This is a genomic window from Streptomyces sp. BV286 (assembly GCF_019090165.1).
Taxonomy (GTDB): domain Bacteria; phylum Actinomycetota; class Actinomycetes; order Streptomycetales; family Streptomycetaceae; genus Streptomyces.
In genome coordinates this window covers 59,173-85,927 of sequence record NZ_JAHRIB010000156.1, presented here as the reverse complement: position 1 = coordinate 85,927, position 26,755 = coordinate 59,173, and the positions used below count along the sequence as shown (strand labels likewise).

The following is a 26,755-nucleotide window of genomic DNA, read 5'->3' as shown; positions in this document are numbered from 1 at the left end:
CGCGCGTACTACCTCTCCGAGTGGCCCAGGGTCTTCCCCGGGGCCACTCGGTCGCGTACCAGGCGCTTCACGGCCGTCGGCTCGGGAAAACCCTGCTCACGGCGGTCCCAGACCACCTCGTCGTCGACCCGTACGACGAAGACACCGCCGGTGCCCGGCTTGAGCGCGAGCTCGGTCAGCTCCTGCTCGAAGGTGGTGAGGAGCTCCTGGGCGAGCCACGCGGCCCGGGGCAGCCAGCGGCACTGGGTGCAGTACTCGATCTGCACGCGGTGCGGCAGCACCGTCGCGGCGGGCGTGTTCTCCGGTGTCATCCGAGGTGTACCGACCAATCCTGTTCCGCCGCCGGTTTGCCGTGCAGGTCGGGGACCCGCTTCAGCCAGTCCGGACGGCCCCGCTGGGTCTTCGCCGCCCGGTGGGCGTCCTCGGCCGCGAGCTGTTCACGGGTGGGGAAGCCGGTGGGCAGCCAGGCCTCGGAGGCCCTCACCCGGGCGAGGAGGTATCCGACGTACGCCTCGCGGACGTCGTCGGGGGTCGTGAAGCCGGGCTCGTCGGCGAGCCAGGCGTCGGGCACCTCCGCGGTGATCGCGCGCAGCAGGTCCTCCGTCACCCTGGGCGCCAGCTCGGCGTCGGCCGCGCGTGTGTCGGGGGTGTGGCCGCCGAGCGCGTGCCGCCGGAAGTCGTACGCCTTCTCCGGCGACGAGGCGTCCCAGCGGTGGTGGAAGACCAGCGCGGCGCCGTGGTCGATCAGCCACAGCTTCGGGGGCGCGACACCGAGCGTGGGCCAGACCATCAGGTTCGAGCTGTGCGTCGTGCGGTCGACGTTGACCGTGAGGGCGTCCAGCCAGATGATCCGGCCGGCTTCCAGGGGGTCGACGTCGAACGCCTCCGCGACCTCCGGGGTGAAGTCCTGGGCGCCCGACAGGTAGTCCATGCCGAGGTTGAGTCCGGCGCTGGAGCGCAGGAGGTCCTGCACCTCCGCGTGCGGCTCGTGCTCGGCGACGGCCGGGTCGAAGTGCACCAGCACCAGCTCGGGGAACCGCAGTCCGAGGGCACGCGCCAGCTCACCCACGATCACCTCGGCGACCAGCGCCTTCAGCCCCTGCGCCGAGCCGGTGAACTTCACGACGTAGGTGCCCAGGTCGTCGGCCTCGACGATTCCGGGGACGGAACCGCCCGCCCGCAGCGGGGTCACGTATCGATCGGCGGTCACTTCGCGCAGCACATCAGCCACTGTAATTCAGTCGCCCGCACGACTGATCGCCATTTCCGGGCCACGGTCCTGACGACCGCGGCACACCACGCCCGTCAGACGTCCGCCACACGCAGCGGGTTCGGGACGGGCCGGTAGCGTGCGTCCGCGCCGTCCGCCTCCGTCCAGCGCAGCAGCAGGTTCGTCTTGCCGGGCAGGGCCGGTGACCGCAGGAGGTCCGCCACCTCGGGCAGCTGGGGCTCGTACCGCGCCAGTTCCCGCCGTACGGGCTCCCAGGGATCCAGCTCCGGGTGCCGCTCCCGCAGGGCGCCCGCGATCTCCAGCAGGTTGTTCACGACCAGGCAGTACACCAGCCGCTCCCAGCCGGCCTTCCGCGTCACGTCCGGCAGCAGCTTCACGCCCTCGGCGTCCCGGAACAGTGCCTGCACCGGTACGCCGTCGCCGTCCACGGCCACCACCGTGTTCTGCAGGTGCGCTTCGAGCACGACGCCGTGCCGGACGAACAACTCCAGTACCGGCGGGACGACTTGGCGCAGATACGCCGTCCACCAGGCGGCCGGATCGGCGAGGGTGTCCAGGGGGTTGCCGTCGAAGCCCGCCAGGTCCCGCACGCCGTCCGGGCCGAGGGGGTCGCGGGTGCCCTGTACGCCCTCCGTCAGCGCGGCCGCCAGCAGGGGAGTCGAACCGGGGGTCACATGCTCACGCAGACCGTCACGTACGAGGACGGCCAGCTCCTCGAAGGCGAAGTCCGCCGTGCGGTAGCCGCGGTCGCTCAGCCAGGCCGGGCCGGCGTCCAGGGCGGTGAAGGCCTGCGTCACCGCGGTGTCCGTACGGCGCAGTGCGAGCAGGTCGTGACGCCACAGGCGGCGGATGTCGTTGGTGATGCGGACGTCGAGGCTGAACTTCACGAAGAGGTCGGCGCCGGGGACGTACAGGGTGCGGACCGCGGCCGTCGGCCAGGCGGGCCGGGCGGAGGGGCCGAGGCGTACGAGGCGGCCGTCGGCGAGGGCCGCGCGGATCTCCGGGCGGGCGCCGACGAGGTCGAGCTGCCACGGGTGGGCCGGCAGGAGGCGGTAGCCGGGCGGGGCCTCGCCCAGGGCGTCGAGGGCCCTCGTGTCGCCGTCCTCCACGCAGGCGTCCTCCCGCAGGCCCAGCAGCACCAGCGGAAACGAGGCGTACGCCTCGGGGGCGTACGGGAGCCAGCCGGTCACCGGGCCGCCGCCGCGCGCCTTGGGGGCCGGGTGGTGGGGATGCCCCGTGATCAGGGACTGCTCGGACCGCCGATACGGGTCGGTGGGCGGAGCCGTACCCGCGCGGGCCGCCAGGATCGCGGCCACCACGTCCCTGCTGTCGGTCATCTCGGCGGGCAGCCCGGGGTTGGACAGGCCGGTGTGGCGGCGCAGTTCCTCGGCGGTGAGCTCGACCAGAGCGGCGTGGCCGAGCCGCTGCCAGGCGCCGTCGGTGAACAGCTCCGGGTCGCGCGGCCTGCGCCCGTCGCGCACCCGCAGGAGCCGTCCGCCGGGCAGCCGGTACACCCGTCGTTCACCCGGCTCCCGCGGCCCCGGTACGGGTTCGCCGATCTCCCGCAGCAGACAGTTGAGCAGCGGCGCCGACGCGTACGCGTCGGCTGCTTCGGCGACGCCGTCACCGGGGTGCATGGGTGGCACGGGGTGCATGAGATCCACGCGATCCGTTCGTTGCATACGGTGCACTGGCGCTCAGTATGTCCGGCGTCGTACCCGGCCGCGATGTGTCCCTCACTCTAGGAGCCCCTGTGCACCCTGCCCGCACCCCGGCCGAGACCGAGACCTCTCTCGCCGCCGAGCTGCGCACCGTACGCCCCGCCCTGGTGTCCCCGTACACGGCCGAACTCCCCGGTGCGCGCGCCGCCGTGCTGTCCCGGCTGTGGCGTGGACTCGCCCACGAGCCGCTGCCGTGGGTCACGCGCCGCGCGGGCGACCTCGACGGGGTGGAGCTGCTGCTGGCCGACGGCCGTCGGCTGCGCGGCCCGCGACCGGACCCGTACGCGACGGCCGCGACCGTCACACAGGTCGAACTGGACGGGGTCGTGTACGACCACCCGGCCGCGCTGATGACGGCGCTCGGGCTCCCGCACGGCGGACCCTTCGCCGCCGAACTCGCCCACAGTGCCGCCTCGTTGGCCCTCTCGCGCGCCAACCAGCAGCCGTCGGCGGACCCCCGTGCGCTCTGGGAGTGGGAGCAGCGGGTCGTCGACGGCCACCCCTTTCACCCCAACTGCCGTTCCAGGCCCGGATTCTCGGTGGCCGACCAGCTCGACTACGCGCCCGAGCACCGGCCGGTGGTCGAGCTGCGGACGGCCGCCGTACGGGAGGAGGACTGCCGGGTGACGGGCGAGTGGCCGTACCGGGAGGCGGGGCGCGTGCTGATCCCCGTCCATCCGTGGCAGGCGCGGCATGTGCTGAAGGAGAAGGCCCTCGGGGAAGGCATGGCCGCGCACCCCCTGATGTCCCTGCGCACCCTGGCCGTGCCGGGCGGGCCGCACCTCAAGACCGCGCTCAGCGCCCGGCTGACCTCGTCCGTGCGGGACATCTCGGTGTACTCGATCACGTCGGCGGCGACGGTCTCGGCGTTCATGGAATCGATGGCCGGGCGCTTGGACGGCCTGCTCCACATCACCCGGACTCTCGGGGCCGCCACCGCCAACACACCTGATCTGGCAGCGGTTTCGCGTGAGTCGCCGGAGGTGTACGCGCAGACGGGCGAACAGGTCGTCCCGGTCGCGTCGCTCGCCGCGGACGTCCGGCCCCGGTCCACGGGCTGGCTGGCGCAGTTCAGCCGGCTCGCGCTCACGGTGGGGCTGCGTCTGCTCGATCTGGGAGTGGCCCTGGAGGCGCACGGCCAGAACCTGCTCGTGGTGCTCTCCCCCGCCGGCGCCCCGGTGCGGCTGGTCTACCGCGATCTGGCGGACATCCGGATCAGCCCGGCCCGGCTGGCCCGACACGGCATCCCGGCACCCGAACTGACGGGCCGTATCGTCACCGACGACGAGTCCGTCCTGCGCAGCAAGCTCTTCGGCTCGCTCGTCGCGGGCACCCTCGCGGCGACAGCCGGTTCGGCGCCCGCGCTGCGCGAGGCACTGTCCGAGGCGGTACGGGACCTGCCGCGCACCCCCGACCTCACGGCCCTCCTCGAAGAGGCCCTGCCCGCAAAGGCGTTGACCCTGATGCGGCTGTCGCCCGAGCGGCCCGGCGACATCTGGGCGCGCCTGCCCAACCCGCTCACCGACCCGCCCTCGGACCGGTCCACGGACCGGTCTTCGGGCCGGCCGCTCTGACGTGTGGCAGCTGCGTTCGGCAGGATCCGGCGCCCTCGTTTTGAAGCGTGGCGCCTTTGCTCCATAGGATCCGGCGATGATCACAAGAAAACGGCCGGCGGCGGGCGCCTGCGCCCTGCTCGCCGCCCTGACGGCCGGGATCGCCCTGCCGGCCGGAGCCGTCGCCGACGAACCCACGGGTGCCGCGCCCAAGGTCAACCTCGTCCTCGACGTCAGCGGTTCGATGCGGGCGCGGGACATCGACGGCCAGACCCGGATGGCGGCGGCGAAGCAGGCCTTCAACGAGGTCCTCGACGCGACGCCCGAAGAGGTCCAGCTGGGCATACGGACACTCGGCGCCAACTACCGCGGCGACGACCGCAGGACGGGCTGCAAGGACACCGAACAGCTCTACCCCGTCGGGCCGTTGGACCGCACCGAGGCGAAGACGGCGGTCGCGACCCTCTCACCCACCGGCTGGACCCCGATCGGCCCGGCGCTCCTCAAGGCGGCCGACGACCTGGAGGGCGGTGAGGGCTCCCGCCGTATCGTCCTCATCAGCGACGGCGAGGACACCTGCGCCCCGCTGGACCCGTGCGAGGTGGCACGCGAGATCGCCGCCAAGGGCATCGGCCTCACCATCGACACCCTCGGACTGGTGCCGAACACCAAGCTGCGGCAGCAGCTCAGCTGCATCGCGGAGGCCACCGGCGGAACGTACACGTCGGTCGAGCACACCGACGAACTGGCCGACAAGGTCAACCAGTTGGTCGACCGGGCCGCCGATCCGGTGGTGACGCCGGTCGCGGTGGAAGGGGCCGACGCCTGCGCGAAGGCTCCCGCGGTCAAGTCCGGGCTCTACACCGACCGTGAGGAGTTCGGGCAGCACCGCTGGTACCGCGTGGACCTCCCGGCAGGCTCCGAGCTGCGCGCCTCGGTGAGCGTCGCGGCCGACCGCCGGGTCGACCGGGACTACGGCGTGACGCTGCGGGCGGTGACCTCGCACGGGCGTGAGATCGTGCGCGGCGAGTCGACCGGCGACGGACGGACCGACGTCATGTCGGCCGGACTGCGGTACCCCAGCGCCGAGAGCGACGACGACTCCGGTGACGAGGCCGCCACGGAGACCGTGTGCCTCCAGGTCGCCAACTCCTTCTCGGCGGCCGCCGGAGTGAAGACCACACCCGGCCTGCCGCTCGAACTGACCGTGGACGTCGTGGACGGGCCCGGCACATCGAGCGACGTGGCCTCCTTCGGCCTCGGGCGCGGCTGGTGGCTGCTGGGCGCCCTGGTACTCACCGGCTTCCTCGCGGGTGTGCTGTGGGGCTGGGTCTCGCGCTGGCGGATCACGGTCTGGAGGACCAACTGATGCGTGCCAACCGTATGTCGAGCGCCGTCGGCGCCAGAGGTGTCGTCCGCGCGATCGGTGCGGGGCTGCTGCTGCTCGGGGTCTCGGTGACCCCCGCGACCGCCGACTCCTCCCCCTCCGCGAGCCCTTCGGACGACGACTCCGCGCCCACCTCGGCGGGAACGTCCTTCCGCACGGCGGCCGAGGTCGACCAGGGGCAGCGGGCGACCGCGAGCGCCTCCACGGGCGACTACCTCTACTGGTCGTTCCCCGCCGACGCCGGGCAGCGGCCCACCGTGCAGGCGAAGGTGAAGCTGCCGGACGCGCACGCCTCCGCGACCTGGCAGATCGACGTGTACGACGGGCTGCGGCGTCGCCAGGCGTGCCAGTACGGGGCGCAGACGCGGACGGCCGCCCAGGAGGCCGCCTCCGTGGACCTGTCCTGCACCCTGCGCACGGTCCGCGCCTGGTCGGAGCCGTGGGCCGACGACCCGCTGCCCGGCACGTACTACGTCCGGCTGACGACCGTCGGCCTGGAGGCCGCCGACCTCGGACTGCCGGTGGACGCCGAGGTGCGGGTCGACTCGAAGGACATGGGCGGGGCGGCCGCGGTCGACGGCTCGCTGGCCGAGCCGCTGGTCCCGGGCATCGCGGTGACGGCGAAGGAGGACGAGGAGTCCGACACGCCTGCCGCCGTGCTGTCCAGCATCGAGCCCGATGACGGGTGGGCCTCCGGGTGGTGGTCCGACCGTTGGGTGTGGACCGGGATCGGGGGTGTGCTGGCCGCGCTCGCGGGCGTCGGCGGGTACACGCTGACGCGGGGGCCCGGGCGGCCCTCACGGGTGCCGCCGGGCGCCTGAGTCTCCCGTTCCACAGCCGTTTCGCGTCCGCGGACCGGCCCGCTCGCGTCCGCGGACCGGTCGTCGCTCGTCCGCGGACCGGTGATGGCTCGTTCGCGGTTCCCCGTGCCCCTTCGGGGCGTTCGGCCCGTCGCGCCGGTTCCGCGGTGCGGCGGGCCGCCGACCGTCCAGGGACGGTCAGGCCTCCCGCAGCGCCTTGGCCAGGGGGCCCTCTCCCGTCACCGTGATCCGTCCGCCCCGGACCGCCTCCGGCAGTGTCAGGTCTCCCCGGCCGAGCAGCGTGCACGCCTCGGTGTCGAGCGTGAGGCGGGCGTCGGGTTCCTCGGGTGCGGGGCCCTCCCCGTACACCGGGCCGTCCACGGAGCCGAGCCGCACGTGGAACTCGCCCTCGTCCAGGCGCACATGGACGACGCCGTCGCCAAGTCCCGCCAGGCTCCGCATCAGTGGCAGCGCGAACCAGTGCGCGCGCACGGCATCGGTGGGCCGCCGCTCCGCCAGCAGCGGCGCGCCCCACTCCCCCAGGGCCTGCAGCACGGGCAGCAACGCGCGCCCACGCCCGCTGAGTTCGTACACGTACGCCGCGGCCGGCGGAGGCAGTCGGCGCCGGGTCGCCAGGCCGTCCCGCTCCATGTCCTTGAGCCGGGAGGCGAGCACGTCGGTACTCACACCGGGCAGGTCCGCGTGCAGGTCGGTGTAGCGGCGCGGACCGGCGAGCAGCTCGCGGACGATCAGAAGGGTCCAGCGGTCACCGACGGCGTCGAGGGCCCGGGCAGCGGAACAGTACTGGTCGTAGCTTCGGCGAGGTGACATGCGACGCAGTCTAGACAACTTGTTGGACTTTCCAAGCACCTACTTGGTAAAACCAAGCAACACCACAACCTGGAGGTGCGCACCGCATGGAGTTCCGGCAGTCGAGCAAGCTCAGCGAGGTCTGTTACGAGATCCGGGGCCCGGTCATCGAGCAGGCGAACGCTCTGGAGGAGGCGGGCCACAGCGTGCTGCGCCTCAACACGGGCAACCCCGCGCTCTTCGGCTTCGAGGCACCGGCGGAGATCCTCCAGGACATGATCCGGATGCTCCCCCAGGCGCACGGTTACACGGACTCCCGGGGCATCCTCTCGGCCCGCCGGGCCGTGGCGCAGCGCTACCAGGAGCGGGGCCTGGAAGTCGACGTGGACGACGTCTTCCTGGGCAACGGGGTCTCCGAGCTCGTGTCCATGGCCGTCCAGGCACTCGTCGAGGACGGCGACGAAGTCCTCATCCCCGCCCCGGACTTCCCGCTCTGGACGGCGGTGACGACGCTCGCGGGCGGCAAGGCCGTGCACTACCTGTGCGACGAACAGGCCGAGTGGTACCCGGACCTGGACGACATGGCGTCGAAGATCACGGACCGCACCAGGGCCGTCGTCATCATCAACCCGAACAACCCCACCGGCGCGGTCTACCCCCGGGAGATCATCGAGGGCATCCTCGACCTGGCCCGCCGGCACGGCCTGATGGTGTTCGCGGACGAGATCTACGACCAGATCCTGTACGACGACGCCGTGCACCACTCGGCCGCGGCCCTCGCCCCCGACCTGGTGGTCCTCACCTTCTGCGGCCTGTCGAAGACCTACCGCGTGGCGGGCTTCCGCTCCGGCTGGCTGGTCGTCACGGGCCCGCGCCAGCACGCCAAGAACTACCTGGAGGGCCTCACCATGCTGGCCTCCATGCGGCTGTGCGCCAACGCCCCCGCCCAGTACGCGATCCAGGCAGCGCTCGGCGGCACCCAGTCCATCCACGAACTCACCGCCCCCGGCGGCCGGTTGCGCGAGCAGCGGGACCGTGCGTGGGAGAAGCTGAACGAGATTCCCGGCGTCTCCTGCGTGAAGCCGAAGGGCGCGCTGTACGCGTTCCCGCGCATCGACCCCTCGGTGCACAAGATCCACGACGACGAGAAGCTCGTACTGGACCTGCTGCTGCGCGAGAAGATCCAGGTCGTCCAGGGCACCGGCTTCAACTGGCCCCGGCCCGACCACTTCCGCATCCTCACCCTCCCGCACGCCGACGACCTCGACGCGGCGATCAGCCGGATCGGCCGGTTCCTGAGCGGCTACCGGCAGTAGGCGGTGGAGACGGTGGTACTCGGCCCGCCGCCGGGCTTCTCGTGGTGTGCCCGGCGGAGCCCGGATCGTGGTGTGCCCGGCAGAGCCCGGTGGGATGTCGGACCCGGGTCGTACTCTTCGAACGGGCCCGCCGCTCGCCGGTCGTCCGGCAGCGGGTCGGCTCGTCGCGCCGAGGAGGAAGGAGCATCCCGTGACCCGACCGCCGACCGCCGCGCAGCGGCGCGTCATCGATGCCGCCGATCCCGTGACCGGGCGGCTCAGAGGTACGGAGAGCCAGCTCGCGGCGCTGGTCAGACACGGTCTGGCCTTCCGGCACCCGCGTCCGCCGCACGACCACTTCCTGACACCGGCCGGGCACCGCACACGCGAGGGGACGACCGCGGCGCCCGCACCCGCACCCGCGCCCGCACCCGCACCCGCCCGCGAGTCCTCCGGGGTGTTCACCGCCCGCGTCGGCGGTGAGGAGGCCGCGGAGACCGGTCCAGCACGCGTGCGCGAAGTGCACAGCGCCTGGCAGGGGCTGCTGGAGCTGCGCCGGATGACCGGTACGGGCGGCGCCGTGGACCGGCCGTGCGCCTGGGAGCGTACGCATCTGGTGCAGGCCGCCGCCCTCGCCCTGGAGGCGGCCGGACTCCGTCCGGCGGGGGCGGGCCCCGAGGGGTACCGGGTGCGCGCGACTCCACAGCCGGAGGCCGTGGCCGTGCGCGAGCCGGACGCGACGGCCCTGCGAGAGTGCGCGGCGACGCTGGAGAAGGCGGGCTGGCAGGTCAGCGAGCACACGGAGCCGCGCACGGGGGCGCGTTATCTGCTGGCCTCGCCCCGCCGGTCCTGACGGCCCCCGGAATGCCGTGCGGCGCCCGAGACGGCGGCCGCGTGAGCCGCTGCTCGGGCCGGCCCGTGGACGACCGCGCGAAATCGAGGCCCGTGATCGACTGCTCAGTAGGCTGGCGCCCGTTCTGTTCGCCGTTGAAGGGAAAGTCGTGGCCGAACCGTATGCCGTCCCGGTGACCGTGCGCGGGTACGAGACCGATGTCCAGGGGCACCTGAACCAGGCCGTGTACGTGAACTACGCGGAGCACGCCCGCTGGTCGTTACTGCAGGCCGCCGGGATCACCCAGGCCGGCCTGGTGGCCAAGGGCGTGGGCCCGGTGTCGCTGGAGATGACCGTCCGCTACCTGCGCGAACTCCGGGCGGGCGACGAGGTCGAGGTCACCTGCGAGTTCGAGTGGGGTGAGGGCAAGACCTTCCGGATACGGCAGACGATCCGCAGGACCGACGGAGCCGTCGCCGCCGAGATCACGGCGGTCGGCGGCCTGATGGACCTGAAGGAGCGGAGGCTGGTCGCGGACCCGCGGGAGTACTTCCGCGCGCTGGCCACCGATCCACAGCTGTTCGGCCTCTGACCGGGGTGCGCGCGTTCCGGCCGGACCGCGCGGGGCAGGCGCGAGCGATCCGGACCGGAGCGGGAAGAGGACCGGCGCAGGGAGGGGGCTGGCGCAGGGAGGGGGCTGGCGCCGGCGCGCGGCCGAGGCGGACACCACGGTCGGCCGGTGCTCGGGCGAACAGGCGGGCAGGCGGACGGGCAGCGAGAGACGAGCCGGCGAGCGGGGCCGGTGAGCAGGGCCGGACGTGAACGCGGGTGAGGTCCGCCCGCCCAGTCCAGACCCTGTTCCGGCCCCGTCCACGCCCGCCCGCACGTCACGCGTCAGGCCTCCTCGAAGGCCGCCCTGTGGTCCTGCGCCCACGTCCGGTACGTACGCGGCGGCCTGCCCAGCACCTGCCGCACCGCACCCGTGACAACGGCGTTGCCGCCCGCCCGCACGTACGCGCTGCCGGCCATGACGCCCTCCACGTACGCCGCGGCCATGCCCCACTCGGTCATCTTCGCGCGGGCCTGGTCCGGGGTGAGGTCCAGGGTCCCGACCGGGCGGTCGAGCACGTCGGCGAGGACGGCCGCCTGATCGGGGACACTGATCATCCCGGGGCCGGTGAGTGTGTAGGTGTGGCCCGCGTGCCGCGCGGAGAGCAGGGACTCGGCGGCCACCTCGGCCACGTCACGCGGGTCGATGACGCCCTGGAGGCCGTCGCCGGTCATGTTCGGCACGGGGTCACCCGCCCGGACGGCCTCGGCCCAGCTCAGGGTGTTCGAGGCGAACGACGAGGGTCGCAGGACCGTCCACTCCAACCCGCTCTCCCTGACCGCCTGTTCGCCCGGGAGGTGCCAGGAGCCGACCCTGCCGACGGCGGGGTCGCCGGTGCCGATCGCGGAGAGCTTCACGACGCGGTGCACGCCGGCCGCGCGGGCCTGCTCGACCAGGGCCCGGTCGCGGTCCACGTCGTCGGGCCCGAGCACCCCGACGAGGAAGACGGCCGTGGCGCCAGACATCGCGGCGTCCACGGACGCGGGGTCGAGGTAGTCCCCGCGTACCACCTCCACCTCCACCCCCGCCTCCACCCCCGCCTCCACTCCCGCCTCCGTCTCCGCCGCGTCGGGCAGCCGCATCCGGGAGGGATCGCGGGTCAGGGCGCGGACCTTCTCGCCGCGCCGCGCGAGGAGCCGTACGACTTCACTGCCGATGGTGCCCGTGGCACCGGTTACGAGAATCATGGGAACCACCGTGCCGAGGCGCGGTCCGGCGACTCTAGGAAATTCCGGCACGGTTGTGGCCGCCGTGCGGCCGCGCACCGCGTCTACGGTGGAGCGGTGACGAACGCTCCTGCCGCGCGAACCCTTCCCACCCCCGACGCGCTGCGGCCCTGGATCACCGGGGTCGACGCGGGGACCGGCATCGCGACCGGTGGGGGCGAGGTGCCCGAGCCGTTCACCCATGTCCCGGACGCCACCACGAAGTTGGTGTTGCGGATCGAGGAGGGCGGACGTCGCGACACACTCGTCGTCGGCCCGCGTACCCGGGCCACGTATCACGCGAGCAAGCGGCTCGCCTCCTGTGTACGGGTCGAGCTCGGGCCTGGCACGGCACGGCCGTTGCTCGGCGTCGCGGCCGGTGACCTCGTGGGGCGGGTGGTGCGGCTCGGCGACCTGCCCGGCACCCCGGCCCGTCAACTGGCGCGCGAGTTGCGGTGGTTGGAGGGTGAGGACGCGGTGACGCATCTGGCGGAGGTGCTGCCGGCACGGCTCTCCGGCGCCTCCGGCCGCTCGCGGCGTGAGCTGCTGCGGGCCGCCGTCGAGGAGCTGTCGACGGACTCCGGGCGCGTCCCCTCGCGGGTGCGGGACCTGGCGCGCCGGCTCTCGGTCAGCGAGCGCCAGTTGCGCAGCCTCTTCGCCGACGGGGTGGGGGTGTCACCGAAGCACTTCGCCCGGATCGGGCGGGTGCGGCACCTGCTCACGCACGGCGCGACCACGTCGTGGGCGGAACTCGCCGTGTCCGCCGGGTACTACGACCAGTCCCACATGACGTCCGACTTCCGGACGCTGATGGGCGTGCCGCCCACGTCTTTCTTCACCGGCCGCCTCCCGGACGCGCGGCCCTGTCAGGCCCTGAGCCGACTCTGATTCTCCGGGCCAGCCCCAGGCCCTCTCCGGGCAGGCCCTCACCACGAACTTGAGGCACGACTCCTTCTTGACGGGTATACGTCACTCGGAATCTCTGGTAGGAAACTTTCCTAACAGTACGGAAGAGCGACTCCCACCCCACTGGAGGTCCCGTGCACACCCCCCACATCCGCTCCTCGCGACGCACACTCCTCGCGCTGATCGGAGCATCCCTGGTGGCAGGCCCGGCCATTGCCACCCAGTCCGCGAGCGCCGCACCGGCGGGCCTCGACGACCCGGCGAAGAAGGAGATCGCCATGAAGCTGGTCTCCAGCGCGGAGAACTCCTCGCTGGACTGGAAGGCGCAGTACAAGTACATCGAGGACATCCGCGACGGCCGTGGCTACACCGCCGGGATCATCGGATTCTGCTCGGGCACGGGCGACATGCTCGACCTCGTCAAGCTGTACGCACAGCGCAGGCCCGGCAACGCGCTGGCCGGCTACCTGCCCGCGCTGCGCCGTGTCGACGGCACCGACTCGCACGAGGGGCTGGACCCCGGTTACCCGGACGCCTGGCGGCGGGCGGCCCAGGACCCGGCGTTCCGGCAGGCCCAGAACGACGAGCGGGACCGCGTCTACTTCAACCCCGCGGTACGGCAGGGCAAGGCCGACGGCGTCGGTGTGCTCGGCCAGTTCGCGTACTACGACGCCATCGTGATGCACGGCGACGGCGGCGACAGTGCGAGCTTCGGCAGCATCCGCAGGCGGGCCCTGGGCCGGGCGAGGCCCCCGGCCCAGGGCGGCGACGAGGTCACGTACCTGCACGCCTTCCTCGACGCCCGGGTGTGGGCGATGAAGCAGGAGGAGGCCCACGAGGACACGAGCCGCGTGGACACCGCCCAGCGGGTCTTCCTCAGGAACCGGAACCTGAACCTGAATCCGCCGCTGAACTGGCAGGTGTACGGGGACAGTTACCACATCGGCTGAGGGTGCCCTCCTCGCGCGCCACCGCGGACACGGGCCGTCCGGTGAGACGGGCGCCCCGGTCCACGGCCCGGCGAGCGCGGACCTGAGCCGAGGCAGGCCGAGAAGCGGGCCGGTGGCCACTCGCCGACAAGCGGGTGGCCACCGGCCCGCAGCCGGTCACGGCCGGCGCTGCTGACCCTGCCGGTACTGCCGGTACTGCCGGTACCGCGGCAGCGAATTCGTCAGTGGCCCGGGGACGGCTGGGGCCCGGCCCCGGTGTGCTGCACGGCGATCTCGTCGCCCGGCTCCATCGGGGCCGTCACCTCGTCGGCCTCCCGTTGACTTCCGAGGTGGTTGAAGACCAGGTTCAGGACGACGGCCGCCACGCACCCGGTCGAGATCCCCGAGTCCAGGATGATCTTCGCGGTCTCCGGGAACGCGTGGTAGAACTCCGGCGCTGTGATCGGGATGATGCCGACGGCCAGCGAGACCGCCACGATCAGGACGTTGTTGTCCTTCTCCAGGCCCGCCTTGACGAGGGTCTGGATGCCGCTCGCGGCCACCGAGCCGAACAGCACCACACCCGCCCCGCCGAGCACGGGGCGCGGCACCACGGCGATCAGCGAGGCGGCCATGGGGCACAGGCCCATCAGGACGAGGAAACCGCCGCCCGTGGCCACGACGTACCGGCTGCGGATCCGGGTCATCGCCACCAGGCCGATGTTCTGGGCGAAGGCGCTGCACATGAAGCCGTTGAAGAGCGGGCTGACGGCCGAGCCGAGGGTGTCGGCGCGCAGGCCCGCGGCGATGGTCCTCTCGTCCGCCGGCCGCTCGACGATCTCCCCCAACGCCAGCATGTCCGCGGTCGATTCGGTCATCGAGACGACCATGACCACGCACAGCGACAGGATCGCGGCGAGCTGGAACTGCGGGGCTCCGAAGTGGAACGGCGTCGGGAATCCCACGACGGCCGCGTCGGCCACCGGGGCGAAGTCGGTGGCTCCGAACGGGATGGCGACGAGCGTGCCGACGACCAGGCCGAGCAGTACGGCGATCTGCTTGACGAAGCCGTGGGTGAAGCGGCGCAGGAGCAGCACGATGACCAGGGTCGCGCCCGCCAGGCCGAGGTTGGTCGTCGAACCGTAGTCGCCGGCCGCCGGATCGGGGCCCTGCGCCCAGCCGAAGGCGACCGGCATCAGCGATATCCCGATGAGCGTGATGACCGTGCCGGTGACGACGGGCGGGAAGAAGCGGACCGCCTTGCTGAAGAACGGGGCGGCGAGGAAGCCGAGGACGCCCGCGACGATGACCGCGCCGAAGATGACGGGCAGCGCGTCCCGCTTGTCGTCGGTGGAGTTGACGACCGCGATCATCGGGGCGACGCCGGCGAAGGTGACGCCGTTGACGAACGGCAGGCGGGCGCCGATCTTCCAGACACCGAGGGTCTGCAGGAAGGTGGCGAGCCCGGCGGTGAACAGACAGGCGCCGGTGAGGAAGGTCAGTTCGGTCGCGGAGAGTCCGACGGCCGCGCCGACGATCAGGGGCGGGGCGACCACTCCCGCGTACATGGCGGCCACGTGCTGCAGACCGCTGGTCGCCATCTTCAGGGCGGGGAGTTTCTCGTCGACTGGGTGCTTCTTCTCGCCAGTCGGGCTTGCTTCCGTACGGCTGGACGTGGGCTGGGCAGCCACGGCGGCTCCTCCGGTCGGGTACACGTCGTCGTCGACGTGGGTGTCAGGGAGGTGGGGGCGAAGCCCGTCACGGAGGGGACGTGGCGGGGGACCGTTCCGGGGCGCGGGCAGCTTCGTGCGCGCGCCCCGGAGACGGTCGCCGTGGACCCCTCGCGGAGTCCGCGGCCACCGGCCGAGGGCCGTCCCCCTCAGCCGGAGTTCTTGACGGTCAGGCCTGCGCGGCGATCCGCGCGAGGCGCTGGGCCTGGTCCCGGGTGGAGCGGGCGACGGCGTCCTCGTCGACGTGCAGCAGGCGGCTGTTCTCGACGATCTGCTCGCCGTTGACGAAGGAGGCGGTGACCGGAGCCGCCGCGCCGAGGACGAGCGCGGTGACGGGGTCGGCGATCGACGCGTGGGCCAGGGTGTCCAGCTTCCACAGCACCAGGTCGGCCAGCTTGCCGGCCTCCAGCGAACCGATCTCCCCTGCCCTGCCGAGGACTTGGGCGCCTCCGTACGTGCCGAGCCGCAGCGCCTGACGGGCGGTCAGGGCGGCCTCGCGGTGGGCGCCGAGGCGGTTGATGAGCAGCGCGTTGCGCAGTTCGGTGTGCAGTTCGCCCGACTCGTTGGACGCCGTGCCGTCGACGCCGAGGCCGACGGGGACGCCGGCCGCGAGCATGTCGGGGACGCGCGCGATCCCGGCCGCCAGACGGGCGTTGGACGAGGGACAGTGGGCCACGCCCGTCCCCGTGCGGGCGAAGGCGGCGATGTCGGAGTCGTTCATGTGGACGCAGTGGGCCATCCACACGTCCTCGCCGAGCCAGCCGGTCGATTCGAAGTAGTCGGTCGGGCCCATGCCGAACAGTTCCTTGCAGAACTGCTCCTCCTCCACCGTCTCCGAGCCGTGCGTGTGCAGGCGGACGCCCTTCCTTCGCGCCAACTCCGCACCCTGCTTCATCAGTTCGGTCGACACCGAGAACGGCGAGCAGGGGGCGACGGCCACCTGGGTCATCGCGCCGAAGGACGCGTCGTGGTGTTCGTCGACGGTCGCCTCGGTGGCGGCGAGGGCCCCGTCGAGGGTCTCGACGGCGAAGTCCGGCGGCAGTCCGCCGTCCTTCTCGCTGCGGTCCATCGAGCCGCGGGCGAGGGTGAAGCGGACGCCCGTCTCACGCGCGGCCCGGATGATCGAGGCGGACAGGTCGCCGGAGCCCTTCGGGAAGACGTAGTGGTGGTCCATGGCGGTGGTGACACCGCCGCGGGCCATCATGCCGAGGGAGCCCTGGGCCGCCGCGTACGTCATCCGCTCGTCGATGCGCGCCCAGGTCGGGTAGAGGGCGACGAGCCAGTTGAAGAGGTTGTGGTCCGTGGCGAGGCCGCGGGTGATCCACTGGTAGAAGTGGTGGTGGGTGTTGACCAGGCCGGGGGTGACGAGGTGGCCGGTCGCGTCGATCCGGCGTACGACGTTCTCCAGGCCCTCGGGGGCCCTGCCCGCGCCGAGCGACTCGATACGGTTCCCCGCGATGACCAGGTGGCCCGACGGGTACTCGGTGTCGACGGCGTCCACGGTCGCGATCGAACAGTTCTCGATGACGATGCGCGGGTCTGCTGCCATGGTTCGTCCTTCTTCGCTGAGGAGTCGCTGAGTTGGAGTGGGCACGGCAGGACCCCTGGGAGCTTTGAGTGCCGCGGCCCGGCCTGGCGGGCGGGCCGCGGGTGCCGAAATGGGGAACGTCAGAGGTTGGTCCAGAGACTGGTTCAGAGGTTGGTGAGGTCCACCGGGATCCTCTGCTCGCAGCCGTCCCGCAGGATCGTGGCCTCGATCAGGCCGTACGGGCGGTCGGCGGCGAAGTACACAGCTCCCTCGGCGGTATCGTTCTTGAGGCCGAACGGCTCCAGGTCGACGAGGAAGTGGTGCTTGTTCGGCAGCGAGAAGCGGACCTCGTCGATCTCACCGCGGTTCTCGATGATCCGCGAACCCATCTGGTACAGGGTCTGCTGGAGCGACAGCGAGTACGTCTCGGCGAAGGCCTGGAGCATGTGCTTCTTCGCCTGCTCGTAGGACTGCTCCCAGTGCGGCATCCGCTGCTGGTCGTCGGTCCAGTTGAAGCGCCAGCGGGCGGAGACCTGCGTGGCCAGGATGCGGTCGTACGCCTCGGGGAGCGTCGTGTACTTGTCCTTGACGTAGCCCCAGAACTCGGAGTCGGTCGAGTTCATCACGACGAGGTCCTTGAGGCCGGAGACGACCTCCCACGCCGAGCCGTCGTACGTGACCTGGGTGACCCGGGTCTCCTGGCCCTGGCGGACGAAGGAGTGCTTGACCTCGTCGGCGCCGCTGGACCCGGCGTTGGCGCCGGAGGTCCCGATCCGCTCCCAGGCGTACTCCTCGATACGGATCCGGGCGGTCCTGATCGGTTCCTGGCTCGTCACGAAGTGCCGGGCGAGGTGGATGCCGAACTGCTCGGCGGACTCGATGCCGTGCTCCTTGGCGAAGGCGTACACCGTGTTCTTGGTGGTGTCCGTCGGCAGCACGTTGGCGTTGGAGCCGGAGTAGTGGACCTCGTCCATGTCGCCGCTCAGCGCGACGGAGACGTTCAGGTCCTTGATGTGGTGGGTGGCGCCGTCGCGAGTGATTTTGACGACTCGGTTCTCGGCCTTGCCGTACTGGTTCTGTCCCAGCATCACAGGGCGGGCCGGGCGGGAATTGTCTGCCATTGCCTGCTAGCTCCCTCGGTAAACGGAGTAGCCGAACGGATTGAGCAGCAGCGGTACGTGGAAGTGCTCGCCCGGCACGACGGCGAACGTGATCGCCACCTCCGGGAAGAACGCTCCTACGCGGCCGCTGTCCCGGTTCGCGGGGGCGTCCTGCTGCGCATCGGCTTGCTTCTTCTCGAACTTCAGCAAATACGCCTCGACCGCGAAGTCGAGCCGTACGTGTGTGGTGCCCTCCGGCAGCGCCGGCAGGTCCTTGCACCGGCCGTCCGCGTCGGTCGCGGAGCCGCCGAGTGCCTGCCAGTCCGCCTCGCGGCCGGCGCGGGCGGCGAGTTGGACGGCGACCCCCTCGGCGGGGCGGCCGACGCTGGTGTCCAGGATGTGCGTGGACACGGAAGCGGTGGTCTCGGTGCTCATGCGGGTGCGTCCTCTTCGACGAGTCGGGCGAGCCGGATGCGGTTGATCCTTCCCAGTTCGGTACGCACGATCTCGCGCTCCTCCCCTGGTGTGTTGTCGATCCGCTCCCTGACGGCGTCGCGCATCTGCTCGCCGGTCAGGCCGGTCGCGCAGATCAGGAAGACGTGGCCGAACTTCTCCTGATAGGCCAGGTTCAGTTCGAGCATCTCCGCCTTCAGTTCCTCGGAGGCGCCGGCCATGCCGCGCTGTTCGCGCGAGGAGGTCGGGTCCCCGGGCTTCGGGCGTCCGATCGGCGGGTGGCCCGCCATCGCCTCGTCGAGGTCCGTGTCGGTCAGGCCGGCCGTGGCGGTGTCGCTCTCCGTGAAGAGGTCGTCGGTGCCGGCGTAGGGGCGGCGGGCGAGCAGCCGGTGCGCCCAGGCCGCCGAGGCGCAGACCTCGTGGAGGGCGGCGTAGGCGGCGTGCTCCTCCAGGGCGTTGAATCGGGCGAGGCCGCCGGATGTCGTACTCGAAGTCACGGGAAGCCTCCGTGGCCTTGTGCTGGACGGGCTGCGGATTAGCTAACGCCCTCGGAAACACCACGTCAACACTTTGTTGAAAAATCCGGGTAACAAATCCGGGAAGCGGAAACCGCTGCCCGCATGCCGGACAACGGTGGCGGGCAGAGGGCTGACGAATCTGCGCCACGGCCATCCCGGCCGGTCGCCCGTGAGCGCGTCACACCAGGTCAGAGGCCTGTCCGCCGGGCATCACGGTCGGGCGACAGGCGACGGGTCAGGCGTCCTTCTCGCGGTTCAGGTAGTTGTAGACGGTGAACCGGCTGACGCCGAGGGCGCCCGCGACGGTCTCCACGCCGTGCCGCACGGAGAAGGCGCCGCGCGCCTCGAGTATCCGCACGACCTCCTGCTTGGCCTTGCGGTCCAGCTCGGCCAGGGGCTTGCCGCGCTTGCGCTCCAGGGCGGCCAGGATGTGGTCCAGCGAGTCGGCGAGCTGCGGCAGACGGACGGCGACCACGTCCACGCCCTCCCAGGAGAGAACGACGTCGTCGGGTTCCGCTTGGCCGGGCGGCAGCATCTCGCCGCCCATGGCGTCGACCAGGGGCTTCACGGCCGTGACGAAGGGGTCGTCCCCGATACCGGTCACTCGCCGGCCTCCCCGACCACGTTGACCTGGAGCGAGACCCGGGTGGCGCCCGCCTCCAGGGCCTTGCGCAGCAGCGCGTCGACCGCGGTGAGCACCGAGTCCGCGCCACCCTCCGCGGTGTTGCCGAACGGGCCGACGTCCACGGCGTCCAGCTCGGCCGCCTCGATGACCTCGCGGGCGACCAGCGCGTGCCGCGGCGCCTCGTCGAGATCGAAGGGCTCGGTCGTGAACTCCACTCTCAGTCGCACTGTGCCCCCATGGCATCGGCTCCGGCCTGTACGCTTCCCCGGCCCACCTGATCCGGGGGCAGCGTGGGCGCGCAAGCGACCCTAGCCCACCCGCAGTCGGTCCACCCGGAACATCCCGTCGAACGTCCGGACGGGCCGTTAGACACACGTTCGGCCTTCTGATCGCGCGCGGACGACCGGCGTACCGTAACGATTCGTCCATGAACCTCCGTACATGCACCCTGGTGCCGCTGGCTGCCCTGACGGCGTCGGCTCTGGTGTCCCTGACACCGGCGACCGCTTCGGCGGGCACCTCTTCGGCGCGGACCGCGCCCGCCACGACCATGGTCAGGCTCCCTTCCGGCTACTGCTGTCACGAGATCGCTCCCGCGGGCGACAGCCACGTGGCGCCGGTCCTCGACCACGCGGGACTGACCGTTCCGGCGGACGTGTCCGTCGGCATCGGCTGCCACCCGCACAACTTCACCCCCGAGGAGCACGAGGACGAGTGCCACGGCGGTATCGCCCTGGAGTGTGCGTCCGACGCCGAGGCCGGCCGGTGGGGCCTGATCGGTCTGGGCTGCGTGCCCGCCGGATCCTCGCACTCCACCGACCCGCACCACGTCGCACGGAAGGAACGGTGACGGGCGCCATGGGACGACTCCGCCCGCTGCTCGGCGCCGCCCTCGCGCTGGCCGCCGCACTGAACACCGTCACCCTGGTCGCCGGGCCGTCCCCGGCCGCTGCCGCCGACTGGCCCACCGCCAAGCGCACCCAGCGGGTGCCCGCCACGATCAAGGTCCCGGCCGGCAGCAAGAACTACGACTTCACACGCTTCGTGGGCGCCGGCGCGCTCGCCGGCGGCGACCAGGCCGAGAACCAGCCGCCCGTCCTGGAACTGGCCGACGGGGCCACGATCTCCAACGTCATCATCGGGACCCCGGCCGCCGACGGCATCCACTGCCGGGGCACCTGCACGCTCAAGAACGTGTGGTGGGAGGACGTCGGCGAGGACGCGGCCACCTTCAAGGGCACCAAGGGTTCGCAGACGATGACGATCGACGGGGGCGGCGCACGCAGGGCGGCCGACAAGGTGTTCCAGCACAACGGCCCCGGCACGTTCGTCGTCCGCAACTTCGAGGTCGAGAACTTCGGCAAGCTGTACCGCTCCTGCGGCAACTGCAAGACGCAGTACCAGCGCCATGTCGTCCTGGACAACGTCACCGTCAAGGGACCCGGCCTGGACGTCGTCGGCATCAACCCCACCCCGTACGGGGACACGGCCCGGCTCACGCGGATCACCGTCCAGGGCGACCCGGGGCGCAAGATCGTGATCTGCCAGAAGTTCCGCGGGGTGACCTCCGGGGAGCCCGCCAAGACCGGCTCGGGGCCGGACGGCAGGAACTGCGTCTACCGGACGTCGGACGTCACCTACAGGTAAGGGAGAGAGACAGTGATCGGATTCGAACGCCGGTACCGCACACCCCTGGTCGCGCTGGCGGGTGCGGCCACCCTTGCGGTCCCCCTGCTCATCACCCCGGCGGCCACGGCTCGCGCCGCGGACTCCTGCACCGCCTTCAACACGGTCAGCATCTCCCCGTACTACCTCAACAACAACGTCTGGGGCGCGAAGAACGCCACCGGCAAGCAGTGCACCTGGCTCAACTCCTACCGGAACGGCAAGGCCAACTGGGAGACGTCCTTCGACTGGACCGGCGACCGGACCAGCGTCAAGGCGTACGGCAGCGCCGTGCTCGGCTGGCACTGGGGCTGGAAGGACACGAAGACCAGGCTCCCCGTCCGGCTCAACAGCGGTCGCAAGGTCACCTCCGACTGGAACTTCAGCATCACCCAGAACACACCGACGGTCATGAACGTCTCGTACGACGTCTGGTTCCACCAGAAGCCCAATCCCGACTGGAAGGACCAGCCGCACGACGAAATGATGGTCTGGCTCAACCGGCAGAACGGCGCGGGGCCGCTCGGCACCAAGCGTGAGCGCCTGACGGTCGGCGGCACGGCCTGGGACCTGTACGTCGGGAAGATCATCAACAAGGACGGCAGCGGCAAGGTGACAAGCAGCTGGAACGTCTTCTCGTTCGTCCGGGCCGCCAACACCAACGCGGCGTCGACCGACCTCACCGGCCTGGCGAACACCTTGGTGCAGCGCCGGCTCATGGCGAACACCAACTACCTGACCAGCGTCGAGGCGGGCACCGAAGTGTTCACGGGCAAGGGCAAGCTGAGCTCCAGCAGTTACTCGGTGAACGTGGGCTGACAGCCGCGCCACCCCATGGAGGGCCCCGGGCGAATCCGCCCGGGGCCCTCCTCGCGTCCTGGCGCGTTTGTCTACGACCCCTCTTGACAAGGCCTCCCCGTCCAGGCAGCCTTTCCATCAAGCAGAAAAGAACTTCCGCAATACGGAACTACTCGTCACGGAAGGGAGCGCCAACCCACATGCCCGGTATCTCGATGGATGCAGCCGCAGAGCAGCGCTTCAACGTCAACCTGTCGATCCTCTTCACGGAGCTCCCGCTCCTGGAGCGCCCCGCGGCCGCCGCCGCGGCGGGCTTCACCGCGGTCGAGCTCTGGTGGCCCTGGACCGACTCCCCCGACCCCGGGCGCGCGGAGCTCGACGCCCTCAGGAGGGCGATCGAGGACGCGGGCGTGCAGCTCACGGGCCTGAACTTCTACGCGGGCCGGCTGCCGGGCCCGGACCGGGGCGCGCTGTCGGTCCCCGGCGAGGAGTCGGCGCGCTTCCGCACGAACATCGACGTGGCCGCGGACTTCGCGCGGTCGCTGGGCTGCACGGCGCTCAACGCCCTGTACGGCAACCGTGTCGAGGGCGTCGACCCGGCCGTGCAGGACGAACTCGCCCTGGAGAACCTGGTCCTGGCGGCCCGCGCCGCCGACCGCATCGGCGCGGTCCTGCTGATCGAGGCCCTCAACGAGCCGGAGTCGCCGCTCTATCCGCTGGTGAGCGCCCCCGCGGCGGTCGCCGTGGTCGACAGGGTCAACGAGGCGACGGGACTGGGCAACGCCAGGTTCCTGATGGACCTCTACCACCTGTCCATGAACGGCGAGGACCTGCCGTCGGTGATCGAGCGGTACACCGACCGGACCGGCCACGTCCAGATCGCCGACAACCCCGGCCGGGGCGCCCCCGGCACCGGCTCGCTCCCGCTGGAAGAGCTGCTCGGCCTGCTGCGCAAGCACGGGTACGAGGGCTGGGTCGGCCTGGAGTACAAGCCGGGCGACCTGCCGAGCGCGGCGGCCTTCGAGTGGCTCCCGCGCGAGGCCCGCGCCGCCCGCTGAGCGGCCCCCACGACGCGGCACAGACACGGCAAAGACACGGCACAGCAGTCAGAGAGGCACCCTCACCATGAGCAACCTTGCCGGCGGTTCCCGCCCGCCCCGCCCGACGATCGCCTGGATCGGCCTCGGCATCATGGGCTCCCCCATGTCGGAGAACCTGATCAAGGCCGGATACGACGTCACCGGGTTCACCCTGGAGCAGGACAAGCTGGACCGGCTGACCGCCGCGGGCGGCACGGCGGCCGGCTCGATCGCCGAGGCCGTGCGGAACGCGGACGTCGTGATCACGATGGTGCCCGCCTCCCCGCAGGTCGAGGCCATCGCGTACGGGCCGGACGGCATCCTCGAGAACGCGCGGTCCGGCGCGCTCCTGATCGACATGTCCTCCATCACCCCGCAGACCTCCGTGGACCTGGCCAAGGCTGCGAAGGACAAGGGCATCCGGGTCCTGGACGCGCCGGTGTCCGGCGGTGAGGCCGGGGCCGTCGAGGCCGTCCTGTCCATCATGGTCGGTGGCGAGCAGGCCGACTTCGACCAGGCCGAGCCGATCTTCGAGGCGCTCGGCAGGACCATCGTGCTGTGCGGGCCGCACGGTTCCGGCCAGACCGTCAAGGCCGCCAACCAGCTGATCGTCGCCGTCAACATCCAGGCGTGCGCCGAGGCCGTGGTCTTCCTGGAGAAGTCGGGCGTCGACCTGAAGGCGGCCCTCGACGTCCTGAACGGCGGCCTCGCCGGCTCCACCGTGCTGACGCGCAAGAAGGACAACTTCCTTCAGCGCGACTTCGGTCCGGGCTTCCGTATCGACCTGCACCACAAGGACATGGGCATCGTCACGGACGCCGCCCGCAACGTCGGTGCCGCCCTGCCGGTCGGTGCCGTGGTGGCCCAGCTCGTGGCCTCGCTGCGCGCACAGGGCGACGGCGGCCTGGACCACTCCGCGCTGCTGCGCGCGGTCGAGCGCCTCTCCGGCGCGCAGGTCTGACGACCCACCCACAGACCCCGGGCGGCGCCGGCGCTGACACCTGTCCTGTCGCGCCCAAGCGGCGGCGCCGCCCGGCACCAGATCGAGCCCCGGACTCCCGGCCAGGGAGCCCGGACCACGGACCCCCGGGCCACCGGCCCCGGTCCGTGAGGAGACGGTCCGCGCCCCGCGCGTGCACCGGTCGCCTCGATCAACTCCCGAGCTGCGCCCCGGACCTGACGGGAGGTCCGGCCCGGGGCGCACCGCCCGCGAGAGCCGTGGATCCGGATGAGGGGTAGTCCACGGAACGAGCGGGCAGGACGAGGACCGCGGCGGCGGGCGAGCCAGTGCGGTGGTGAAGGCCCCGGGGCCCCCTTCTCGACATGAGGGAAGGGAAACCCCGGGACCGTCGTGGCCGCCGCGGTCCCGGCCGAGAACGAAGACCGAGAACCCGGGCCCCGCGCCCGAACCGAGAGCGCCGAGTACGGACATCCCGTACTCGGCGCTCTTCGCGGTCCGCGATGCCCCTCGGCTCCCCCGCCCTCCCGGCCCGCTAGCCGGACGGCCCTCCGGCCGGGCCGCCGGTGCCCCGCTCACGCGAGACCCCGTACGTACGCCGGTGGGCGTACCCGGGCTACGGAACCCTCAAATGAACCTCTGAACATGGCCCAGGGGCTTCAACTCACTGTGTCCCAGGGCACATTCTCAGCACATGGGGCCCGCCGGCACGGGGGCGGCGGGCCCCACCGGGGCCACCACGGGCCGGGCCCGGCACGGGGGCGGGACCGCAGGGGTGGGACCACGGGGGAACACGGGGGCGGCAGGTTCGGTACGGGCGGCGGCGGGGGCCGCTCGGGCCGGACACGGCGCGAGGCCCCCGTCCTGGTTCACAGGACGGGGGCCTCGGCTTCCCCGCGGGCCCGACGAGCTGACGTCGGACGGCTGTTCACCTCGCACGGGCCGGTCCGCTCGGACGACCCGTCCGGTCTTCAGGTCAGGTCAGGTCAGGTCGGGTCTTCCGGTCAGGTCGATCCGGGGTCACACCTTCAGGGGCCTGATGGACGTGGGTGCGTGGCCCGGCTCGGTCGCGATCTCCTCGAACTCCACGACGTTGCTGATGTCGTTGGTGGTGGACATCGAGATGTTGGTGACACGCTCCAGGATGGCCTCGACGACCACCGGGACCCTGAATTCGACGGCGAGCTTCTTCGCCTGCTCGAAGGCCGCGCCCAACTCGCCCGGGTCGGTGACGCGGATCGCCTTGCAGCCGAGCCCCTCGACGACCTTCACGTGATCGACCCCGTACACACCCAGCTCGGGCGAGTTGACGTTCTCGAACTCCAGGTTGACCTGGAAGTCGATGTCGAACGCCCGCTGGGCCTGGCGGATCAGGCCGAGGTACGAGTTGTTCACCAGGACGTGGACGTACGGGATCCGGTGCTGCGCCCCGACGGCCAGTTCCTCGATCATGAACTGGAAGTCGTAGTCGCCGGACAGCGCGACCACCTGCGCCTCGGGGTCGGCCTTGGCGACGCCGAGCGCGGCCGGGACGGTCCAGCCGAGCGGGCCCGCCTGACCGCAGTTGATCCAGTGCCGCGGCCGGTGGACGTGCAGCATCTGCGCGCCGGCGATCTGCGAGAGGCCGATCGTGGTGACGTACCGCGTCTCCGGTCCGAAGGCCCTGTTCATCTCCTCGTAGACGCGCTGCGGCTTGATCGGGATGTCGTCGAAGTGCGTACGGCGCTGGAGGGTCGCCTTCCTCTCCTGCGTGGAGCGGGCCCACGCGGACCGGTCGGGGAGCCTGCCCGCGGCCTTCAGCTCCCGGGCCACCTCGACGAACAGTTCGAGCGCGGCCCGGGCGTCGGAGGCGATGCCGTAGTCCGGGGCGAAGATCCGGCCGATCTGGGTCGGCTCGATGTCGACGTGCACGAACTTCCGGCCGGCGGTGTAGACGTCCAGTTTTCCGGTGTGGCGGTTGGCCCAGCGGTTTCCGATGCCGAGGACGAAGTCGGACTCAAGGAAGGTCGCGTTGCCGTAGCGGTGCGAGGTCTGCAGACCCACCATGCCGGCGTTGAGTTCGTGGTCGTCGGGGACGATGCCCCAGCCCATGAGGGTCGGCACGACCGGGACGCCGGTCAACTCGGCGAACTCGACAAGGAGTTCGCAGGCGTCCGCGTTGATGATGCCGCCGCCGGCGACGATCAGGGGACGCTCGGACTCGTTGAGGAGCGTGAGCGCCTTCTCGACCTGGGGGCGGGTCGCGGCCGGCTTGTAGACCGGCAGCGGCTCGTACGTCCCTGGGTCGAACTCGATCTCCGTGAGCTGGACGTCGATCGGGAGGTCGATCAGGACGGGGCCCGGGCGTGCCGAGCGCATCAGGTGGAAGGCCTGCTGGAAGACGCCCGGGACCTGCGCGGCCTCCAGGACGGTGACCGCCATCTTGGCGACCGGCCTGGCGATCGACGCGATGTCGACGGCCTGGAAGTCCTCCTTGTGGATCACGGCGGTCGGGGCCTGGCCGGTGATGCACAGGATCGGGACGGAGTCGCCGGTCGCGGAGTACAGGCCAGTGATCATGTCGGTGCCCGCCGGGCCGGACGTACCGATGCAGACGCCGATGTTGCCCGGGGCGGTGCGGGTGTAGCCCTCCGCCATGTGGGAGGCGCCCTCCACGTGCCGGGCGAGGGTGTGGCTGATGCCACCGGAGGCCTGCAGTGCCGCGTAGAAGGGGTTGATCGCCGCGCCCGGGACACCGAACGCGCTGGTGACGCCCTCGCGCTTGAGGATCTCAACTGCCGCGCGGGCAGCGGTCATACGAGCCATTGCGTACTCCTGCTTCGGCCGTCGGATTCGGGCTCCCGTCGCGCCCCGCGGAGAGCTTCAAATTCCGTATTACGGAAACTAACTTCTACTATCTGGAAGCAATGTAGGTGGGAGGCGGGAGGGCGTCAAGGGTCGACGACGGACCCGGAGGCGGTGCGATTGCGGCACTTCCGATCGATTCACTGCCGGAGCGTGGCGTTCCGGTGGACGATGGAGG

The 26,755-nt window shown here is 71.5% G+C and carries 26 protein-coding genes; 13 read left to right on the top strand and 13 right to left on the bottom strand.

The window, feature by feature from the left end:
• Window positions 1–8: 8 nt before the first annotated feature.
• The 3 genes from KUF83_RS27980 to KUF83_RS27970 form a co-directional block, all read right to left on the bottom strand.
• Complete coding sequence (locus KUF83_RS27980) at window positions 9–311, bottom strand: SelT/SelW/SelH family protein (RefSeq protein WP_254644482.1); 303 nt, start codon at window positions 309–311, stop codon at window positions 9–11.
• Window positions 308–1,222, bottom strand: coding sequence for a HipA family kinase (locus tag KUF83_RS27975; RefSeq protein WP_217457735.1), 915 nt, complete (start codon window positions 1,220–1,222; stop codon window positions 308–310). Before KUF83_RS27975 ends, KUF83_RS27980 begins: the two co-directional genes overlap by 4 nt.
• A gap of 83 nt (window positions 1,223–1,305) precedes the next feature.
• The gene (locus KUF83_RS27970) at window positions 1,306–2,886 is read right to left on the bottom strand and encodes an IucA/IucC family siderophore biosynthesis protein (protein WP_254644503.1); all 1,581 of its coding nucleotides are present in this window, start codon (window positions 2,884–2,886) and stop codon (window positions 1,306–1,308) included.
• 47 nt (window positions 2,887–2,933) lie between these two features.
• Here KUF83_RS27970 and KUF83_RS27965 point away from each other — a divergent pair, with 47 nt between their 5' ends.
• The 3 genes from KUF83_RS27965 to KUF83_RS27955 all read left to right on the top strand — a co-directional run bounded on the left by KUF83_RS27965 (window position 2,934) and on the right by KUF83_RS27955 (window position 6,713).
• Window positions 2,934–4,526, top strand: a complete 1,593-nt coding sequence (locus tag KUF83_RS27965) for an IucA/IucC family protein (RefSeq protein ID WP_217457733.1) — start codon at window positions 2,934–2,936, stop codon at window positions 4,524–4,526.
• Window positions 4,527–4,602: 76 nt separating this feature from the next.
• Window positions 4,603–5,874, top strand: coding sequence for a VWA domain-containing protein (locus KUF83_RS27960; RefSeq protein ID WP_217457732.1), 1,272 nt, complete (start codon window positions 4,603–4,605; stop codon window positions 5,872–5,874).
• Window positions 5,874–6,713: a hypothetical protein gene (locus tag KUF83_RS27955; protein WP_217457731.1), complete on the top strand. Its 840-nt coding sequence runs from the start codon at window positions 5,874–5,876 to the stop codon at window positions 6,711–6,713. The genes KUF83_RS27960 and KUF83_RS27955 overlap by 1 nt, the downstream gene beginning before the upstream one ends.
• Before the next feature lie 177 nt (window positions 6,714–6,890).
• Here KUF83_RS27955 and KUF83_RS27950 read toward each other — a convergent pair whose 3' ends face one another.
• Window positions 6,891–7,523: a helix-turn-helix domain-containing protein gene (locus KUF83_RS27950; protein WP_217457730.1), complete on the bottom strand. Its 633-nt coding sequence runs from the start codon at window positions 7,521–7,523 to the stop codon at window positions 6,891–6,893.
• Window positions 7,524–7,609: 86 nt separating this feature from the next.
• Here KUF83_RS27950 and KUF83_RS27945 point away from each other — a divergent pair, with 86 nt between their 5' ends.
• The 3 genes from KUF83_RS27945 (at window position 7,610) to KUF83_RS27935 (ending at window position 10,221) form a co-directional block, all read left to right on the top strand.
• Complete coding sequence (locus KUF83_RS27945) at window positions 7,610–8,818, top strand: pyridoxal phosphate-dependent aminotransferase (protein ID WP_217457729.1); 1,209 nt, start codon at window positions 7,610–7,612, stop codon at window positions 8,816–8,818.
• 190 nt (window positions 8,819–9,008) lie between these two features.
• Entirely contained in the window at window positions 9,009–9,650 is a 642-nt protein-coding gene (locus KUF83_RS27940; protein WP_217457728.1) for a hypothetical protein, read from the top strand.
• 148 nt (window positions 9,651–9,798) lie between these two features.
• Window positions 9,799–10,221: a thioesterase family protein gene (locus tag KUF83_RS27935; protein WP_217457727.1), complete on the top strand. Its 423-nt coding sequence runs from the start codon at window positions 9,799–9,801 to the stop codon at window positions 10,219–10,221.
• Between the two features lie 302 nt (window positions 10,222–10,523).
• On the opposite strand, the gene KUF83_RS27930 is transcribed toward KUF83_RS27935, so the two are convergent.
• Window positions 10,524–11,426 carry an NAD(P)H-binding protein gene (locus tag KUF83_RS27930; RefSeq protein WP_254644481.1) on the bottom strand — a complete coding sequence of 301 codons (903 nt, stop codon included), beginning with the start codon at window positions 11,424–11,426 and terminating at the stop codon, window positions 10,524–10,526.
• Between the two features lie 96 nt (window positions 11,427–11,522).
• Here KUF83_RS27930 and KUF83_RS27925 point away from each other — a divergent pair, with 96 nt between their 5' ends.
• A complete protein-coding gene (locus KUF83_RS27925; RefSeq protein ID WP_217457725.1) occupies window positions 11,523–12,332 on the top strand; it encodes a helix-turn-helix domain-containing protein in 810 nt (269 codons plus the stop codon).
• A gap of 152 nt (window positions 12,333–12,484) precedes the next feature.
• Window positions 12,485–13,300, top strand: a complete 816-nt coding sequence (locus KUF83_RS27920) for a chitosanase (RefSeq protein ID WP_217457724.1) — start codon at window positions 12,485–12,487, stop codon at window positions 13,298–13,300.
• Between the two features lie 221 nt (window positions 13,301–13,521).
• On the opposite strand, the gene KUF83_RS27915 is transcribed toward KUF83_RS27920, so the two are convergent.
• From KUF83_RS27915 to KUF83_RS27885, 7 genes are all read right to left on the bottom strand, one after another.
• Window positions 13,522–14,880, bottom strand: coding sequence for a nucleobase:cation symporter-2 family protein (locus tag KUF83_RS27915; protein ID WP_217457809.1), 1,359 nt, complete (start codon window positions 14,878–14,880; stop codon window positions 13,522–13,524).
• A gap of 298 nt (window positions 14,881–15,178) precedes the next feature.
• Entirely contained in the window at window positions 15,179–16,558 is a 1,380-nt protein-coding gene (locus KUF83_RS27910; RefSeq protein WP_217457723.1) for an 8-oxoguanine deaminase, read from the bottom strand.
• Between the two features lie 143 nt (window positions 16,559–16,701).
• On the bottom strand, window positions 16,702–17,658 hold the full coding sequence (pucL, locus tag KUF83_RS27905) for a factor-independent urate hydroxylase (RefSeq protein ID WP_217457722.1): 957 nt from the start codon (window positions 17,656–17,658) through the stop codon (window positions 16,702–16,704).
• A gap of 6 nt (window positions 17,659–17,664) precedes the next feature.
• Complete coding sequence (gene uraH / locus KUF83_RS27900) at window positions 17,665–18,072, bottom strand: hydroxyisourate hydrolase (protein ID WP_217457721.1); 408 nt, start codon at window positions 18,070–18,072, stop codon at window positions 17,665–17,667.
• Window positions 18,069–18,587 carry a 2-oxo-4-hydroxy-4-carboxy-5-ureidoimidazoline decarboxylase gene (uraD, locus tag KUF83_RS27895; RefSeq protein WP_217457720.1) on the bottom strand — a complete coding sequence of 173 codons (519 nt, stop codon included), beginning with the start codon at window positions 18,585–18,587 and terminating at the stop codon, window positions 18,069–18,071. Before uraD ends, uraH begins: the two co-directional genes overlap by 4 nt.
• A gap of 256 nt (window positions 18,588–18,843) precedes the next feature.
• Entirely contained in the window at window positions 18,844–19,212 is a 369-nt protein-coding gene (locus KUF83_RS27890; protein ID WP_217457719.1) for a helix-turn-helix domain-containing protein, read from the bottom strand.
• Complete coding sequence (locus KUF83_RS27885) at window positions 19,209–19,460, bottom strand: thiamine-binding protein (RefSeq protein ID WP_217457718.1); 252 nt, start codon at window positions 19,458–19,460, stop codon at window positions 19,209–19,211. Before KUF83_RS27885 ends, KUF83_RS27890 begins: the two co-directional genes overlap by 4 nt.
• Before the next feature lie 200 nt (window positions 19,461–19,660).
• On the opposite strand from KUF83_RS27885, the gene KUF83_RS27880 reads away from it, so the two are divergent.
• The 5 genes from KUF83_RS27880 to KUF83_RS27860 all read left to right on the top strand — a co-directional run bounded on the left by KUF83_RS27880 (window position 19,661) and on the right by KUF83_RS27860 (window position 23,736).
• Window positions 19,661–20,083 (top strand): hydrophobin family protein, encoded by a 423-nt coding sequence (locus tag KUF83_RS27880; protein ID WP_217457717.1) that lies wholly within the window; start codon window positions 19,661–19,663, stop codon window positions 20,081–20,083.
• Window positions 20,084–20,091: 8 nt separating this feature from the next.
• Window positions 20,092–20,880 carry a pectate lyase gene (locus KUF83_RS27875; RefSeq protein WP_217457716.1) on the top strand — a complete coding sequence of 263 codons (789 nt, stop codon included), beginning with the start codon at window positions 20,092–20,094 and terminating at the stop codon, window positions 20,878–20,880.
• A gap of 12 nt (window positions 20,881–20,892) precedes the next feature.
• Window positions 20,893–21,717: an endo-1,4-beta-glucanase gene (locus KUF83_RS27870; protein ID WP_308403161.1), complete on the top strand. Its 825-nt coding sequence runs from the start codon at window positions 20,893–20,895 to the stop codon at window positions 21,715–21,717.
• 194 nt (window positions 21,718–21,911) lie between these two features.
• Window positions 21,912–22,754: a TIM barrel protein gene (locus tag KUF83_RS27865; protein WP_374106176.1), complete on the top strand. Its 843-nt coding sequence runs from the start codon at window positions 21,912–21,914 to the stop codon at window positions 22,752–22,754.
• Window positions 22,755–22,821: 67 nt separating this feature from the next.
• Window positions 22,822–23,736 (top strand): 2-hydroxy-3-oxopropionate reductase, encoded by a 915-nt coding sequence (locus KUF83_RS27860; RefSeq protein WP_217457714.1) that lies wholly within the window; start codon window positions 22,822–22,824, stop codon window positions 23,734–23,736.
• 1,017 nt (window positions 23,737–24,753) lie between these two features.
• On the opposite strand, the gene gcl is transcribed toward KUF83_RS27860, so the two are convergent.
• Window positions 24,754–26,538 carry a glyoxylate carboligase gene (gene gcl / locus KUF83_RS27855; RefSeq protein ID WP_217457713.1) on the bottom strand — a complete coding sequence of 595 codons (1,785 nt, stop codon included), beginning with the start codon at window positions 26,536–26,538 and terminating at the stop codon, window positions 24,754–24,756.
• Window positions 26,539–26,755 lie beyond the last annotated feature (217 nt).